This is a genomic window from Streptomyces sp. x-19 (genome assembly GCF_046549115.1).
In the GTDB taxonomy this organism is placed as follows: Bacteria; Actinomycetota; Actinomycetes; order Streptomycetales; family Streptomycetaceae; genus Streptomyces; species Streptomyces albulus_C.
On the sequence record NZ_JAJPWK010000035.1, the window covers coordinates 26,407 to 41,074 of the forward strand.

Genomic DNA, 14,668 nt, shown 5'->3' on the forward strand with positions numbered 1-14,668 from the left:
GGGGACGGCTCTCGGCGCCCTGGCGAACGGCATCCGATCTCCCCGGACAAGATACGAACCATGCGGTTTGTTTTCCAGTGCTGAGCGGGCCGTTCCCCCGACAGGGCGACACTCCTGGTGAACGGTCAGACGGCGATCCGCGCGGACCGGCCCTGCGGGTCCAGATGGCTCAGCGCACCCGGCGACGCCAGGCCCGGCAGGGTGTGCCGCCACAGGGCCGTGACCCGCTCGGGCAGGTCGGCGCGGTTGGTCGCCGCCCGCGAGAACAACTGCACGCCCATGTAGGCGGCGACGAAGAACTCCGCGGCCCGTTCCGGCACGACGGCGGGCAGCAGTTCGCCCTTGTCGCGGGCGTCGCCGAACATCGCGGTGATGATGTCGGTCCACGCCTGGTAGGGGACCAGCGGCTCCTCGCTGAACGTCGTCTCGACCGCGATCCGGGTGCCGGCCTGCAGCAACGGATCGCTGCGCAGCGCCAGTGCGACCTGGTGGGTGAAGTCGATGGCGTCCTGGAGGCGGGAGTCGCTGACCGGCGGCACGAACGGCTCGGTCTGCTCCCGGATGACCGCGCGCGCCAGGGCGTCCTTGGAACGGAAGTGGAAGTAGACGGCTCCCTTGGTGACGCCGGCCCGCTGGATGATCTCCGCCATCGTCGCGGCCTGGTAGCCGCGGGTTCCGATGACGTGAGCCGCGGCCTCGAGGACGGCGCGCCGGGTGCGCACTGCGCGTTCCTGCTTGACCACCGATCATCCTCCGTATGCTCTCTTGGAGTTGTTGTGCCCGGGCGCGCACCGCTGCCGTGGCCGCGCAGTCTATTTCCGCATCATAAAGAAGCCAACCGTGCGGTATTGATGGCGGACGGCGCGTCCCTGGCCGGAATGCGTGGTCCGGCGAAGCGGTGCCGCGCGGTGCCGTCGAACGTCCGAGGAGCAGATCGATGACCGTCCCAGCCGTACCCGGCCTCCCCGCAGTCCACCGGGAAGTGCGGCTCGTTCGCCAGGCCGGGGGTGGGCAAGTGACGGAGCGTCACTTCGAGCTGGCCGAGGTGCCGCTGCCGTCCCTCCGGTCCGGTCAGGTGCTGGTGCGCACCCGCTTCATGGCGGTCACCGCGGCGATGCGCACGCGGATGACCACCGCCCGGCTGCCGATGCCGTCCTACGAGCCCGGCCGGCCGCTGTGGGGCGCCGCGGTCGGCGAGGTCGTGGCCGCCGAGGGCACCGCCCTCGCCCCCGGCGACCTCGTCCACCACCCCTACGGTTGGCGGGAGTTCGCCGCCGTCGACGAGGCGCGCGCCCGGCGGCTGGATCCCGACGCCCTGCCCTTCCCGGCCGCCCACCTCTCCCAGGGGGCCACCGCCTGGGGGGCGCTGCGCCGCGCGGCCGGGGTCCGTCCCGGCGACACCGTCTTCGTCAGCGGCGCGGCCGGCGGCGTGGGCAGCATGGCCGGGCAGCTCGCCCGCCGCCTGGGCGCCGCCCGGGTGATCGGCAGCACCGGTTCGGAGGCCAAGGCGTCCCGACTGCGCGCGGAGTTGGGGTATGACGCCACGGTGGTGCGGGATGCCGGGCCGATCGAGGAGCAGTTGCGCCGGGCGGCGCCGGACGGCATCGACGTGCTGCTGGACCTCGTCGGCGGCGAGCAGCTGCGGGCGGCGCTCGCGCTGGCGCGCCCGGAGGCCAGGTTCGCGCTGGTCGGCGCGCTCGCCAGCCAGATGGGTGAGGGGGGTGGGGTGGTCAGTCCGGTCGAGCTCGACGCGGGGCTGATCATCACGCGCCGGGTGGCGCTGCGCGGTTTCGGGGTGTACGCGCATCCCGACCTTCCGACGGAGTGGACGGCGGAGTTCGGTCGGGGGTTGCGGGACGGCTCCCTCGCCTTCCCGCACGTCCTGCTGCAAGGGATCGAGCAGGCGCCGCGGGCGCTCTGCGAGCTGGCCCAGGGGCGCCATGTCGGGTCGGTGCTCGTGGAGTTGTGAACCCGGCACGGGGCCGGTGCGCGGCGGGGGCGGGCGCCGCGGGGCGGTCGGTCAGCCGGCCGGGACCTGTGCCGGCGCCGGGATTCCGGCCGGGACCCGGCCCGCCGCGGCGGGCAGCAGCCCCCACAGTCCGGTGACCGCCTCCGCGTCCCACCACGTCCGGTCGCCGCCGCCCAGGTGCAACAGGCCCACCACGATCGACGTCAGCAGCTGGGCGGTGCGGCGGGGTTCGGCGTCCGAGGGGTGCGGGCCGGTGAGCCCGTCCCCGATGCCGACCGGCGTGCCGGTGGGGCAGGTGACCGCCTTGTCGAGGAAGAGCGCGTACCAGCGCTGCTCCAAGGCGTGGATGTCCAGACCCGGTGCGGTCTCCGGGCGCAGTCGCAGGCCGGCGCGCAGCACCGCGTCCGTCTGCACCCGGCCGAACAGTTCCACGGCGAAGTTCCGGACCGCGACGGTCAGCGGCTCGGGGGAGCGCGCGAAGCCCTCCTCGATCTCGTTGAGGGTGGCCAGGGCGGCGTCCCGCACCGCGAGGGTGAGGTCGTCCTTGGACGTGAAGTGGAAGTACAGGGCGCCCTTGCTCAGTCGGGCCCGCCGGCTGATCTCGACCATGCCTGCGGCGGGCACCCCCTTCTCCAGGAAGGTCTCGGCGGCCGAGCGGATGAGCGCCTGACGGCTTTGGATGGCGCGATGCTGCGTGGGCACGGTGTCCGTCCCGTCTCTCGTACGACTGCAACGTGTTTGCAGTCTACAGAGAAAACCAACCATGCGGTTCGCTATGGCTGAGCGAAATGGCCGGAACCCCGCTGACCTGTCGGGAAGTGATCGCTCGGGCCGGTGGGACGGGGTCGTGCGCCGCCCGGCGCCTGGGGGCTATGTCCAGTGTGGTGGGCCTGGGGAGGCTTGTCGACCGTCAGGGAGGGGCTAAGGCACATTGACAAACAGCGCAGGCGGTTTTTAAATCTCCGAAGGCGGTAAACGGGACGATCCGTTCCGATGCCGCCGCCTCGACGGTCGCGTGCCGCCCTTGGACAGCGGTGCGCCTCGGCGAGACCGCCTCTGCCGCCACAGTCGTCGACCGCAGGCCCGCCCGACCAGCTGAGCCCGCACAGTCACCCGAGCCCCCGCACCCACGGAACCCGGAAAGGTCCCCCTCCATGCGCGTATCAATGGAAGTCGGCGAACGTCCTGTGAGAGGCGCGCGGAGCGCCGGCGGTGAGACCCTCAAGGCCGCCGTCTTCGATCTGGACGGCACCCTCGCCAACACCCTGCCCGCGATCAGCAAGCTGCTGGTCAAGGTGGCCGCGGAGCAGGGCTGTTCGGTGACGGCACGGCAGGCGGCCACGGCCATCGGCAAGCCCCCGGCCGCCGCGTTCGGGCGGCTGCTGGGCCGACCCGAGGACGACGGCCGGGTCCAGGCCGCCATCTCCCGCTACCGGGAACTGTTCGCCTACGAGGTCCTGTGCCAGGGGCCGCAGCTGCTGTACCCCGGAGTGACGGCCGGGCTGTCCGCGCTGCGCGCCCACGGCGTCGAACTCGCCGTGGCCACCTCCAAGACCACCCGCAGCGCCGAGGCCCTGCTCGACGTGATGGGCATCCGTGACCTGGTCGGTCCGGTTGTGGGCCAGGACATGGTGCGCCGCGGCAAGCCGCACCCGGAGATGGTGCTGCGCGCGGCCGGCCGGCTGGGGGTCCCGGCCTGGCAGAGCGCGTATGTGGGGGACACCGTGGGGGACATGCGGATGGCGGTCACCGCGCGCATGGAACCGGTCGCGGTCACCTACGGCAGCGGAACGTTCGGTGAACTCGCCGCGGTCGCCGGCACGCGGATGTGCAGCTCCTTCAAGGACGTGGTGTCGGTGATCGCCGCCGCCCGCCCGCGTCCGGCGGCGGCCGCCGCGGGGCCGGTCGTCCGGCCGCGCCGGGCCGCCGTCCCGGTGGGGGCGCAGCAGCGGCGACGCTGACGACGGGGGCACGGGGTGTGCCCGCGGCCCAGGGGGAACACCGGGGCCGCGGGCAGGAGGCGATGGCGCGGGACGTGCGAGGACGCGGGGCAACCTCCCGCCCGACCGGGGGGCGGGCGGGTCGGGTCAGCCGGCGTCCTGGGTGCGGGACGTCCCCGCCGTCGCCTCGTGCGCGTAACGGGCGCCCGCCGCGCGCAGTGTGTCGTGCAGTCGGCGGAACACCTCCGCCGCGCGGCCGCCCGGCCAGTCCTGGGGCAGGAGGGCGGGCGGAAGTCCGGGATCCGCGTAGGGCAGGCGGCGCCAGGCGTCCAGGGCGAGCAGATAGTCGCGGTAGGCGGCCTCGGGGGGAACGGCGCGGCGCCGGGTCCAGTGCTCCAGCACCGGTTCGTGCGCCGCCAGGAACGCGCGGTGCCGCGCGGCGAGGGCGTCCAGGTCCCACCAGCGGGCCACGGCCCGTGCGGTGGGCGTGAAACCGGCGTGGGCACCGGTGAACAGGTCGACGTAGGGGTCCAGTTGGAGCCGCTCCAGGGTGTGCCGGGTCTCCTCGTAGAGGTGTGCGGGGGCGATCCACACGCCGGGGGCGGCGGTGCCGAAGCCCAGGCCGGCCAGCCGGGAGCGCAGCAGGTGGCGCTTGTGGCGCTCCTCCTCGGGGACGGAGAAGACGGCCAGGACCCAGCCCGGCGGCGGCCCGGTCGGCCGCCCGAATATCCGGCGGTCGCCGTCCGCGAGCAGCTGGCGGCCCGCCTCCGACAGGCCGTACGCGGCGGCGCCCGCGGCGGTGCGCTCCGGGACCAGCAGCCCGCGGCGCTTGAGCCGGGAGACCGCGGACCGCACCGACGGCGGGTCCACGCCGAGCACGCCGAGCAGCCGGATCAGCGCGGCCACCGGCACCGGACCGGGCGCATCCGGGTGGTGGTGCGTGCCGCCGCGTCCGTAGGCCCCGTAGAAGGTGACGATCAGGGACCGCGGGGTGTGCTGGGCTTGCTCGTCGCTCACCGGGTCACTCTAGTTCGCGCGAGCGCAGCCGGAACCGCTGGAGTTTGCCGGTCGGGGTGCGCGGCAGCGCGGGGTGGAAGACCACCTCGCGCGGGCACTTGTAGGGCGCGATCTGCGTTTTGACGAAGGCCCGGAGCGCGGTGACCGTCTCCGGCCCGGGCGGTACGCCGTCCCGCAGCACCACGTGGGCGACGACCAGCTGACCGCGGTCCTCGTCGGGCCGGCCGACCACCGCCGCTTCGGTGACGTCCGGGTGCCGCAGCAGGGCGTCCTCCACCTCGGGGCCGGCGACGTTGTACCCGGCCGAGATGATCATGTCGTCCGCGCGGGCCACGTAGTGGAAGTAGCCGTCCCGGTCCCGTAGGTAGGTGTCGCCGGTGACGTTCCAGCCGTCGCGGACGTAGCCGGTCTGGCGGGGGTCGGCCAGGTAGCGGCAGCCGGTCGGGCCGCGGACCGCGAGCAGCCCCGGTTCGCCGTCCGGCACCGGGCGGCCGTCCGCGCCCACCACGCGCGCCTCGAAGCCGGGCACCGGCAGTCCCGTCGTCCCCGGCCGAATCGCGTCGTCGGCGGCGGACAGGAAGATGTGCAACAGCTCGGTGGCGCCGATCCCGTTGATGATCCGCAGGCCGGTCGCCTCGTGCCAGGCCCGCCACGTCGCGGCCGGCAGGTTCTCGCCGGCCGACACGCAGCGGCGCAGCGAGCCCAGGTCGTGCCCGGCGAGCTTGGGCAGCATCGCCCGGTAGGCGGTCGGCGCGGTGAACAGCACCGAGATCCGGTGCGCCGCGACGTCGGCGAGCATCCGCTCCGGCCCGTTCCAGTCGGCCAGGTACGTCGAGGCGCCGACCCGCAGCGGGAAGACCACCAGCCCGCCGAGCCCGAAGGTGAAGCCGAGCGGCGGACTGCCGGCGAACACGTCGTCCGGCCGCGGCCGCACCACCTGCGCGGAGAAGGTGTCCGCGATGGCCAGCACGTCGCGGTGGAAGTGCAGGCACCCTTTGGGGCGGCCGGTGGTGCCCGAGGTGAAGGCGATCAGCGCGACGTCGTCGGAGGCGGTCGGCACCGCTGCGTACGGCGCGCCGCCGGGCCGGGCGCACCGCGTCAGGTCGTCCGGGCCGTCCCCGCCGAACGGCGTGATGCGCAGCCCCGGGACGCCCGCCCGGACCAGGTCGCCGACCGCGCCCGCGTCGCACAGTGCGTGCCGGACCCGGGCGAGCCCGCAGATCGTGGCGAGTTCCTCCGGCCGGTGCGCCGCCAGGACGGTCACCGCCACCGCGCCGGCCTTCATGACCGCGAGCCAGCAGGCGGCCAGCCAGGGCGTGGTGGGGCCGCGCAGCAGCACCCGGTTGCCGGGCACGACGCCCAACGGGCCGGTGAGAGCGTGCGCGATCGCGTCGACGCGTTCTTGCAACTCCCCGTAGGACCACGCCCGGCCGTGCGCGTCGCGGACCGCGGGGCGGTCCGGGCCCAGCCGGGCGATGGTGCCGTCGAGGAGTTCCGCCCCGCAGTTCAACCGGTCCGGATAGCCCAGGTCGGTGAGGTGCGGCCACTGCTCGGGCGGGGGCAGCCGGTCGCGCGCGAAGGTGTCGGTGTGGGCCGAGGACCGTAGCTCCATGCGGGGTGCGCCCCCTTGGGCCGGGTGGCCGCCGCGCGGCCGGGGAGGGGTGGTGGTCGGGTGCGGGGACCGGGGAGGACTGCCGTACGGATCCTCGTCAGCGTAACGTCATCGTGACGGCAGTCAACAGACCGCGATATCCGGCCGCCGGGCCGTCGCCGTGCCCGGTCCGCTACCAGGGAGCCGCCTCGTGACCGCATTCGCACTGGGACCGGAGGAACAGCAATGGTGCGCCGAGCTGCGCGCCCGGACCGCCGAACGGCTGCGCCCCCTCGCGGAGCAGGGGCGAGGGGGCCGGATCAACCGGCCCCTGGTCGCCGCCCTCGGCGAACTGGGCCTGCTCGCCCGGCTCTTCCCCGACGGCGGCAGCCCCAGGGCGCTGGACCTGTGCCTGCTGCGCGAATCGCTGGCGCAGGAGTGCACGGAGGCGGAGACCGCGCTGGCGCTCCAAGGACTGGGCACCTGCCCGATCCTCCAGTCCGGGACGGACGCCCAACGGGCCCGCTGGCTACCGGAGGTGACGGCCGGCCGGGCCGTCGCGGCCTTCGCGCTGAGCGAGCCGGGCGCGGGCTCGGACGCCGCGGCGCTCGCCCTGACGGCCGCGCCCGACGGGCCCGGCCGTTGGCGGCTCACCGGTGAGAAGTGCTGGATCTCCAACGCCCCCGAGGCCGACTTCGCCACCGTCTTCGCCCGCACCGGCGGTGCCGACGGCGCCCGCGGCATCACCGCCTTCCTCGTCCCGGCCGACCGCCCGGGGCTGGGCGGCGAACCGTTGGACATGCTCAGCCCGCACCCCATCGGCACCCTGGTCTTCGACGGCACACCGGTGACCGACGCGGACGTGCTCGGTGACGTGGGCGGCGGGTTCGGGGTGGCGATGCGCACCCTGAACCTCTTCCGGCCGAGCGTGGGCGCCTTCGCGGTCGGCATGGCGCAGGCCGCGTTGGACGCCGCGCTGGCGCACGCCGGGACGCGCACCGCGTTCGGCGGGCCGCTCAGGGAACTCCAGTCCGTCGGCCACCGACTGGCCGAGATGGCCACCCGCGTGGAGGCCGCCCGCCTCCTGGTCTACGCCGCCGCGGCCGCCTACGACCGCGGCGCCCCGGACGTCGCCCGCCGCTCGGCCATGGCCAAGCTCCTGGCCACCGAGACCGCACAGGAGGTCGTCGACGCCGCCGTCCAGATCCACGGCGCCCGCGCGCTGCGCCGCGGCCACCTGTTGGAACACCTCTACCGCGAGGTCCGCGCACCCCGCATCTACGAGGGCGCCACGGAGGTCCAACGCTCGCTGATCGCCAAGGAGCTGTACCGCGAAGCCGGTCGCCAGCCGGTCTGAGAGACCGCTGCGCCCGAGGCCGCGCCGACCCCGACCGCCCCGCCGTCGCAGGCGCTCGCGCGGGGGCGGGGCGGTCGCGGCGGCTTTGCGGGTGTTGTTTCCCGGTGCGTCCGGTGTCGCCGCCGGCCGCCGAGGGTGGACTTACTAGGACGTCCAACTATATCGTCGTGACCAAGGCCCGCGGTGCAGGGAAGCCGGTGCGATTCCGGCGCGGTCCCGCCACTGTGACCGGGGAATGCGCTCCCCGAACGAGACCGGCCACTGACGGAGCAGTCCGTCGGGAAGGCCGGGGAGCGCGTGCTGATCCGGGAGTCAGGATACCGGCCGCGGGATGTTCCGTGTTGTCCACGAGGATGGAGCAGACACGCATGGCACCGGCACGCACCCGCGCCCCCGACCGGCGCATCCGACGGGTGCCGCGCACCGACCTCTGACGGTCACCCGGCCCTGCGCATCCCGCGCCGCCCGCACGCGCCGCCTTGCGACGACCGTGCCGGATCGGCGCGCCATCCCCGGATCTCACCTGACGGAGAGCAGGCATCCATGGTCCGTGAACTGGCACATCTCATCGGCGGCAAGCACACCCCGGGCACCTCGGGGACCTACGGCGACGTGCACGACCCCAACACCGGCGCCGTCCAGGCCCGCGTGCCGCTCGCCGGCCGCGCCGAGACCGAGGCGGCGATCACCGACGCCGCCGAGGCCCAGCGCGCGTGGGGCGAGTGGAACCCGCAGCGCCGCGCCCGGGTGCTGCTGAAGTTCCTCCAACTCGTCGAGGGGGAGCGGGAGTCGCTGGCCCGGCTGCTGTCGTCCGAGCACGGCAAGACCGTCGCCGACGCCCACGGCGACCTCCAGCGCGGCCTGGACGTGGTGGAGTTCGCCGCCGGCATCCCCCATCTGCTCAAGGGCGAGTTCACCGACAACGCCGGCACCGGCATCGACGTGCACTCCCTGCGCAGCCCCATCGGCGTCACCGCCGGCATCACCCCGTTCAACTTCCCCGCGATGATCCCGCTGTGGCAGGCCGCCCCCGCCCTGGCCTGCGGCAACTCCTTCATCCTCAAGCCCTCCGAACGCGCTCCCTCGGTGCCGCTGCGGCTCGCCGAACTGTTCCTGGAGGCGGGGCTGCCACCGGGCGTCCTCAACGTCGTCAACGGCGGCAAGGAAGCGGTCGACACCCTGCTCACCGACCCCAGGGTCGGGGCGCTGGGCTTCGTCGGCTCGACCCCGATCGCGGCGCACCTCTACGCCACCGCCGCCGCGCACGGCAAGCGGGCCCAGTGCTTCGGCGGCGCCAAGAACCACCTGGTCGTGATGCCGGACGCCGACCTCGACCAGGCCGTCGACGCCCTGATCGGCGCGGGCTACGGCTCGGCGGGGGAGCGCTGCATGGCGATCTCCGTGGCCGTCCCCGTCGGCGAGGCCACCGCCGACGCCCTGGTGGAGCGGCTCAAGGAACGCGTCGGGCGGCTGCGCATCGGCCGCAGCGACGACCCCGAGGCCGACTTCGGCCCGCTCGTCAGCCGCGAGGCCCTGGACCGGGTGCGCCGCTACGTCGACATCGGCGTCAACGAGGGCGCCGAACTGGTCGTGGACGGGCGCGGGTTCACCCTCCCCGGCCACGAGGACGGGTTCTTCGCGGGCGCCTCGCTCTTCGACCGCGTCGCCCCGCAGATGCGCGTCTACCGGGAGGAGATCTTCGGGCCCGTCCTGTGCGTCGTGCGGGCCGCGGACTACGAGGAGGCGCTACGGCTGCCCAGCGAGCACCCGTACGGCAACGGCGTGGCCATCTTCACGCGGGACGGGGACACCGCCCGCGACTTCACCCGCCGGGTGAACACCGGCATGATCGGCGTCAACGTCCCCATTCCGGTACCGGTGGCCTACCACACCTTCGGCGGCTGGAAGCGTTCGGGCTACGGCGACCTGGGCCAGCACGGGCCGGACGCGATCCGCTTCCACACCCGCACCAAGACCGTCACCTCGCGCTGGCCCTCCGGGACCAAGGAGGGCGCGAGCTTCACCCTCCCGACGATGGGATGAGCACCGTGCCCACCACCCTGCTCACCGAGGACCAACTCGCCCTCGTCGAAGCCACGTTGGACTTCACCCAGGACCACCTCGCCCCGCACGCCGTCGCCTGGGACCAGGCCAAGCACTTCCCCCTCGACGTGCTGCGCAAGGCCGCGGGCCTGGGCCTGGGCGGCATCTACGTGCGCGAGGAACACGGCGGCAGCGGCCTCGGCCGCACCGACGGGGTGCTGATCGTCGAGACCCTGGCGTCCGGCTGCCCGTCCATCGCCGGCTTCGTCTCGATCCACAACATGGTCGCCTGGCTGATCGACCACCACGGCGACGCCGCCCAACGCGAACGCTGGCTGCCGCGCCTGTGCGCCATGGAGGACCTGGGCAGCTACTGCCTGACCGAACCGGGCGCCGGCTCGGACGCCGCCGCCCTGCGCACCCGTGCGGTGCGCGACGGCGACCACTACGTCCTCACCGGCGTCAAGCAGTTCATCTCGGGCGCCGGCGCCTCCCAGACGTACCTCGTCATGGCGCGCACCGGCGACGACGGCGCGCGCGGCGTCTCCGCCTTCCTCGTCGACAAGGACGATGCCGGCCTGTCGTTCGGCCCCAACGAGAAGAAGATGGGCTGGAACGCCCAGCCGACCCGCCAGGTCATCCTCGACCGGGTGCGGCTGCCCGCCGACCGGCTGCTCGGCCACGAGGGCGAGGGCTTCCGCATCGCCATGAGCGGCTTGAACGGCGGCCGGCTCGGCATCGCCGCCTGCTCCCTCGGCGGCGCCCGCGCCGCACTGGACCGCAGCCTGGTCCACCTCGCCGACCGCGAGGCGTTCGGCGGGCGCCTGCTGGACGCGCAGGCACTGCAGTTCCGGCTCGCCGACATGGCGACCGAACTCACCGCCGCCCGCGCCCTGGTCCACCAGGCCGCCCAGGCCCTGGACCGCGGCGACCCACAGGCACCGCAACTCTGCGCGATGGCCAAGCGGTTCGCCACCGACACCGGCTACGCGGTCGCCGACCGGGCCCTGCAACTGCACGGCGGCTACGGCTACCTCAGCGACTACGGCATCGAAAAGATCGTCCGGGACCTGCGGGTCCACCAGATCCTGGAAGGAACCAACGAGATCATGCGCGTCATCGTCGCCCGCGGCCTGACGGAGGCACTGCGGTGACCGACTCCGACGACCCCGTCCTCCTGACCCGGGAGGGCCGCACCGCCCGCGTCACCCTCAACCGGCCCCGCGCCCTCAACGCCCTGACCCACCCCATGGTCGACCGCATCGACGCCGCCCTGACCGCCTGCGAGGCGGACCCCGCGGTGGCGGCCGTGGTCCTCACGGGCGCCGGGGAGCGCGGCCTGTGCGCCGGCGGTGACATCCGCGCCATCTACGAGGACGCCCGCGCGCGGGGCACCGCCTCGGCGGCCTTCTGGCGCGCCGAGTACCGGCTGAACGCCCGCATCGCGCGCTACCCGAAGCCCTACGTCGCCGTCATGGACGGGATCGTGATGGGCGGCGGGGTCGGCCTCTCCGCCCACGGCAACGTCCGCCTCGTCACCGAGCGCTCCCGGATCGCCATGCCCGAGACCGGCATCGGCTTCGTCCCGGACGTCGGCGGCACCTACCTGCTGGGACTGGCCCCCGGCGAACTCGGCACCCACCTCGCGCTCACCGGCACCACGATCGGCGCCGCCGACGCCCTGCTGTGCGGCCTCGCCGACCACTTCGTCCCGTCGGACCGGCTCGCCGACCTGCTCGCCGACCTCACCACCACCGACGTCTGGGACGCGCTGGAACGCCACGTGCGCCAGCCGCCGCCGGGCGAACTCGCCCGGGAGCGCGCCTGGATCGACTCCTGCTACCGCGCGGACACGGTGGAGGAGATCGTCGACCGGCTGCGCGCCCACCCCGCACCGGCGGCCGCGCGGGCCGCCGAGACCCTGTCCCGGAAGTCACCCACCGCCCTCAAGGTCACCCTCGCCGCCGTGCGCCGCGCCCGGCACCTCGGCCCCCTGGAACGCGTGCTGGAGCAGGAGTACCGGATCTCCTGCGCCGCCCTGTCCTCGCCCGACCTCATCGAGGGCATCCGGGCCCAGGTCATCGACAAGGACCGGACCCCGAAGTGGTCACCGGGCACGCTGGCCGAGGTCGGCGCGGCGGACGTGGAACGGTTCTTCGCCTCCCCCGAACCGCCCGGCCCCGACGCGCCCTTCGTCTCCGCCCCCCGCGCGACGGCACAGGAGGTGCCCTGGTGAACGACCCGACCCGCACCGTCGGCTTCATCGGCCTCGGCCACATGGGCGGACCCATGGCCGCCAACCTCGTCAAGGCCGGCCACCGCGTCATCGGATTCGACCTGGTGCCCGAACTCCTCGCCACCGCCACGGCGGCAGGGGTCGAGGCGGCCGGATCGGCCGCGGCGGCCGTGACCGCGGCGGACGTGGTGATCACCATGCTGCCCGCCGGCCGGCACGTCCTGGGCCTGTACCGGGACGACGGGCTGCTGGCCGCCGCCCGCCCCGGCACGCTGTTCGTCGACTGCTCCACCATCGACGTCGCCGACGCCCGCACCGCCCACGACGCCGCGGTCGCCGCCGGCATGCGCGCCCTGGACGCCCCCGTCTCCGGCGGCGTGCCCGGCGCCGAGGCCGCCACCCTCACGTTCATGGCGGGCGGCGCGCACACCGAGTTCGCCGAGGCGGAGCCGCTGCTCGCCGCGATGGGCCGGAAGGCGGTGCACTGCGGCGGGGCCGGCGCGGGCCAGGCCGCCAAGATCTGCAACAACATGATCCTGGGTGTCTCGATGATCGCCGTCAGCGAGGCGTTCGTGCTCGGCGAGCGCCTGGGCCTGTCGCACCAGGCGCTCTTCGACGTGGCGTCCACCGCGTCCGGCCAGTGCTGGGCGTTGACCGTCAACTGCCCGGTCCCGGGACCCGTCCCCACCAGCCCCGCCAACCGCGACTACGCCCCGGGCTTCGCCGCCCCCCTGATGGCCAAGGACCTCGGCCTGGCCGCCAACGCGGCCCGCACCGCCCACGTCCCCGCCCACCTCGGCCTCGCCGCGGCCCGGTTGTACGCCGACTACGCCGCGGGAGCCGGCGCCGAGCAGGACTTCTCCGGCATCGTGCGGACCCTGCGGGACGGCACCGCCACCGCGCCCGGATGCGCACCCGCCAGCGACACGAAGGACGGCACCGCCACATGACCCCCGCCCACGACCCGACCTACGAAACCGTCCTCGTCGAACGCACGGGCCGCACGGCGCTGGTGACCCTCAACCGGCCCCGGGCGCTCAACGCCCTCAACCTCCAGGTCATGAACGAGGTCGTCGCGGCGACGGAGTCCCTCGACCGCGATCCGGACGTCGGCTGCATCGTCCTGACCGGTTCGGCGAAGGCGTTCGCGGCCGGAGCCGACATCAAGGAGATGGCGCCGCGGGGCCCCGTCGACATGTACCTCACCGACTGGTTCGCCGCCTGGGACCGGCTGGGGCAACTGCGCACCCCGACCGTCGCGGCCGTCGCCGGCTTCGCCCTCGGCGGCGGCTGCGAACTCGCCATGCTCTGCGACGTCCTGCTCGCGGCCGACACCGCCGTGTTCGGACAGCCGGAGATCAAGCTGGGCGTCATCCCCGGCATCGGCGGCTCCCAACGCCTGACCCGCGCCGTCGGCAAGGCCAAGGCGATGGAACTGTGCCTGACCGGCCGCACCATGGACGCCACGGAGGCGGAGCGCGCCGGCCTGGTCTCCCGGATCGTCCCCGCGGCCGACCTGTTGGATGAGGCCCGCGCCGTCGCCGCGACCATCGCGGGCATGTCGCTGCCCGTCGCGATGATGGCGAAGGAGGCGGTCTCCCGCGCCTTCGAGACGACCCTCGCCGAGGGCGTCCGCTTCGAACGCCGCCTGTTCCACGCGGTGTTCGCCACCACCGACCAGAAGGAGGGCATGGCCGCCTTCATCGACAAGCGCCCACCGGAGTTCCACCACCACTGACCGGCCCGTCCCGCAGCGCCCCGGGGCGGGCCCCACGAGGGGGCCCGCCCCGGGGCATCTCAGGTGTCCCCGGGAGAGACCAGGAACCCTGTGGGACCTGCCCGAGAGGGCCGTGCGTGGGTCAGGAAGCCGGGTCCGTGCCCAGCTTCACCACATGGTTGCGCTCGTCGACGAAGACGACCTTCGGCTCCAGCGTGCGGGCCTCCGCGTCGTCGACCGTGGCGTAGCCGATGACGATGACGATGTCGCCGGGGGCCACCAGCCGGGCGGCGGCGCCGTTGAGGCAGATGACGCCCGACCCGGGCGCGCCCTCGATGACGTACGTCTCCAGGCGGGCTCCGTTGTTCACGTTCACGATGTGCACCTGCTCGCCCACCAGCAGGTCCGCCGCGTCCATGAGGTCGCGGTCGACCGTCACGGAACCCACGTAGTGCAGATTGGCCTCGGTGACGGTGGCCCGGTGGATCTTCGACTTGAGCATGGTCCGTTGCATGGCGGATCAGCTCGCGGAGACCGCGTCGGCGAGACTGGCCGGACGCATGTCCGTCCAGTTCTTCTCGATGTAGTCGAGGCAGCTCTGCCGGTCGGTTTCCGTCACGACCACCTCCCAGCCCGCCGGTACGACGGCGAACGCGGGCCACAGACTGTGCTGGCGCTCGTCGTTGACCAGCACCAGGAACGTGCCGTCCGCGTTGTCGAAGGGGTTGGTCATGGTGTCAGTCCTCCAGGTCTCGGTGATCTCGGGTGTGCGGAAGGTGGGGAGGTCCAGGGCCAAGG

14 protein-coding genes and 1 riboswitch are annotated in these 14,668 nt (G+C 73.9%); of the genes, 8 read left to right on the forward strand and 6 right to left on the reverse strand.

Translation table 11 applies throughout. The annotated features are described in order from the left end of the window. Positions 1 to 125: 125 nt before the first annotated feature. Positions 126 to 743 carry a ScbR family autoregulator-binding transcription factor gene (locus ACLJT4_RS38835; RefSeq protein ID WP_016574421.1) on the reverse strand — a complete coding sequence of 206 codons (618 nt, stop codon included), beginning with the start codon at positions 741 to 743 and terminating at the stop codon, positions 126 to 128. A gap of 194 nt (positions 744 to 937) precedes the next feature. Between ACLJT4_RS38835 and ACLJT4_RS38840 the strand changes: the two genes are divergently transcribed. Continuing rightward, entirely contained in the window at positions 938 to 1,969 is a 1,032-nt protein-coding gene (locus ACLJT4_RS38840) for an MDR family NADP-dependent oxidoreductase (protein ID WP_411129765.1), read from the forward strand. 51 nt (positions 1,970 to 2,020) lie between these two features. Here ACLJT4_RS38840 and ACLJT4_RS38845 read toward each other — a convergent pair whose 3' ends face one another. Beyond that, positions 2,021 to 2,671 (reverse strand): TetR family transcriptional regulator, encoded by a 651-nt coding sequence (locus ACLJT4_RS38845; RefSeq protein ID WP_411129766.1) that lies wholly within the window; start codon positions 2,669 to 2,671, stop codon positions 2,021 to 2,023. Between the two features lie 452 nt (positions 2,672 to 3,123). Here ACLJT4_RS38845 and ACLJT4_RS38850 point away from each other — a divergent pair, with 452 nt between their 5' ends. Next, positions 3,124 to 3,930, forward strand: a complete 807-nt coding sequence (locus ACLJT4_RS38850) for an HAD family hydrolase (protein ID WP_344582155.1) — start codon at positions 3,124 to 3,126, stop codon at positions 3,928 to 3,930. A 126-nt stretch (positions 3,931 to 4,056) separates the two neighbouring features. Here ACLJT4_RS38850 and ACLJT4_RS38855 read toward each other — a convergent pair whose 3' ends face one another. After that, positions 4,057 to 4,926 (reverse strand): PaaX family transcriptional regulator C-terminal domain-containing protein, encoded by an 870-nt coding sequence (locus ACLJT4_RS38855; protein WP_411129767.1) that lies wholly within the window; start codon positions 4,924 to 4,926, stop codon positions 4,057 to 4,059. Between the two features lie 4 nt (positions 4,927 to 4,930). Then, complete coding sequence (locus tag ACLJT4_RS38860) at positions 4,931 to 6,538, reverse strand: AMP-binding protein (RefSeq protein WP_411129768.1); 1,608 nt, start codon at positions 6,536 to 6,538, stop codon at positions 4,931 to 4,933. Between the two features lie 190 nt (positions 6,539 to 6,728). Here ACLJT4_RS38860 and ACLJT4_RS38865 point away from each other — a divergent pair, with 190 nt between their 5' ends. From ACLJT4_RS38865 to ACLJT4_RS38890, 6 genes are all read left to right on the forward strand, one after another. Beyond that, positions 6,729 to 7,874, forward strand: a complete 1,146-nt coding sequence (locus ACLJT4_RS38865; RefSeq protein WP_411129769.1) for an acyl-CoA dehydrogenase family protein — start codon at positions 6,729 to 6,731, stop codon at positions 7,872 to 7,874. Between the two features lie 157 nt (positions 7,875 to 8,031). Continuing rightward, positions 8,032 to 8,218, forward strand: a riboswitch (cobalamin riboswitch). Positions 8,219 to 8,417: 199 nt separating this feature from the next. Continuing rightward, entirely contained in the window at positions 8,418 to 9,917 is a 1,500-nt protein-coding gene (locus ACLJT4_RS38870; protein WP_411129770.1) for a CoA-acylating methylmalonate-semialdehyde dehydrogenase, read from the forward strand. Continuing rightward, positions 9,914 to 11,071, forward strand: coding sequence for an acyl-CoA dehydrogenase family protein (locus tag ACLJT4_RS38875; RefSeq protein WP_411129771.1), 1,158 nt, complete (start codon positions 9,914 to 9,916; stop codon positions 11,069 to 11,071). Before ACLJT4_RS38870 ends, ACLJT4_RS38875 begins: the two co-directional genes overlap by 4 nt. Then, positions 11,068 to 12,153, forward strand: a complete 1,086-nt coding sequence (locus ACLJT4_RS38880; RefSeq protein WP_411129772.1) for an enoyl-CoA hydratase/isomerase family protein — start codon at positions 11,068 to 11,070, stop codon at positions 12,151 to 12,153. The genes ACLJT4_RS38875 and ACLJT4_RS38880 overlap by 4 nt, the downstream gene beginning before the upstream one ends. Further along, positions 12,150 to 13,103 (forward strand): 3-hydroxyisobutyrate dehydrogenase, encoded by a 954-nt coding sequence (mmsB, locus tag ACLJT4_RS38885; protein WP_411129773.1) that lies wholly within the window; start codon positions 12,150 to 12,152, stop codon positions 13,101 to 13,103. The genes ACLJT4_RS38880 and mmsB overlap by 4 nt, the downstream gene beginning before the upstream one ends. Then, positions 13,100 to 13,891, forward strand: a complete 792-nt coding sequence (locus ACLJT4_RS38890) for an enoyl-CoA hydratase (protein WP_411129774.1) — start codon at positions 13,100 to 13,102, stop codon at positions 13,889 to 13,891. Before mmsB ends, ACLJT4_RS38890 begins: the two co-directional genes overlap by 4 nt. 121 nt (positions 13,892 to 14,012) lie before the next feature. Here the strand turns inward: ACLJT4_RS38890 and panD are convergent, their stop codons facing one another. Together panD and ACLJT4_RS38900 are read right to left on the reverse strand one after the other, a co-directional pair. Next, the gene (gene panD, locus ACLJT4_RS38895) at positions 14,013 to 14,384 is read right to left on the reverse strand and encodes an aspartate 1-decarboxylase (protein ID WP_411129775.1); all 372 of its coding nucleotides are present in this window, start codon (positions 14,382 to 14,384) and stop codon (positions 14,013 to 14,015) included. Positions 14,385 to 14,390: 6 nt separating this feature from the next. Beyond that, entirely contained in the window at positions 14,391 to 14,603 is a 213-nt protein-coding gene (locus tag ACLJT4_RS38900) for an MbtH family protein (protein ID WP_411129776.1), read from the reverse strand. Between the last annotated feature and the right edge of the window lie 65 nt (positions 14,604 to 14,668).

Coding starts and splice junctions, on each gene's coding strand:
- ACLJT4_RS38890 (WP_411129774.1), top strand. CDS start 13,100: ATGACCCCCGCCCACGACCCGACCTACGAAACCGTCCTCGTCGAACGC.
- ACLJT4_RS38850 (WP_344582155.1), top strand. CDS start 3,124: ATGCGCGTATCAATGGAAGTCGGCGAACGTCCTGTGAGAGGCGCGCGG.
- ACLJT4_RS38840 (WP_411129765.1), top strand. CDS start 938: ATGACCGTCCCAGCCGTACCCGGCCTCCCCGCAGTCCACCGGGAAGTG.
- panD (WP_411129775.1), bottom strand. CDS start 14,384: ATGCAACGGACCATGCTCAAGTCGAAGATCCACCGGGCCACCGTCACC.
- ACLJT4_RS38870 (WP_411129770.1), top strand. CDS start 8,418: ATGGTCCGTGAACTGGCACATCTCATCGGCGGCAAGCACACCCCGGGC.
- ACLJT4_RS38875 (WP_411129771.1), top strand. CDS start 9,914: ATGAGCACCGTGCCCACCACCCTGCTCACCGAGGACCAACTCGCCCTC.
- ACLJT4_RS38860 (WP_411129768.1), bottom strand. CDS start 6,538: ATGGAGCTACGGTCCTCGGCCCACACCGACACCTTCGCGCGCGACCGG.
- ACLJT4_RS38900 (WP_411129776.1), bottom strand. CDS start 14,603: ATGACCAACCCCTTCGACAACGCGGACGGCACGTTCCTGGTGCTGGTC.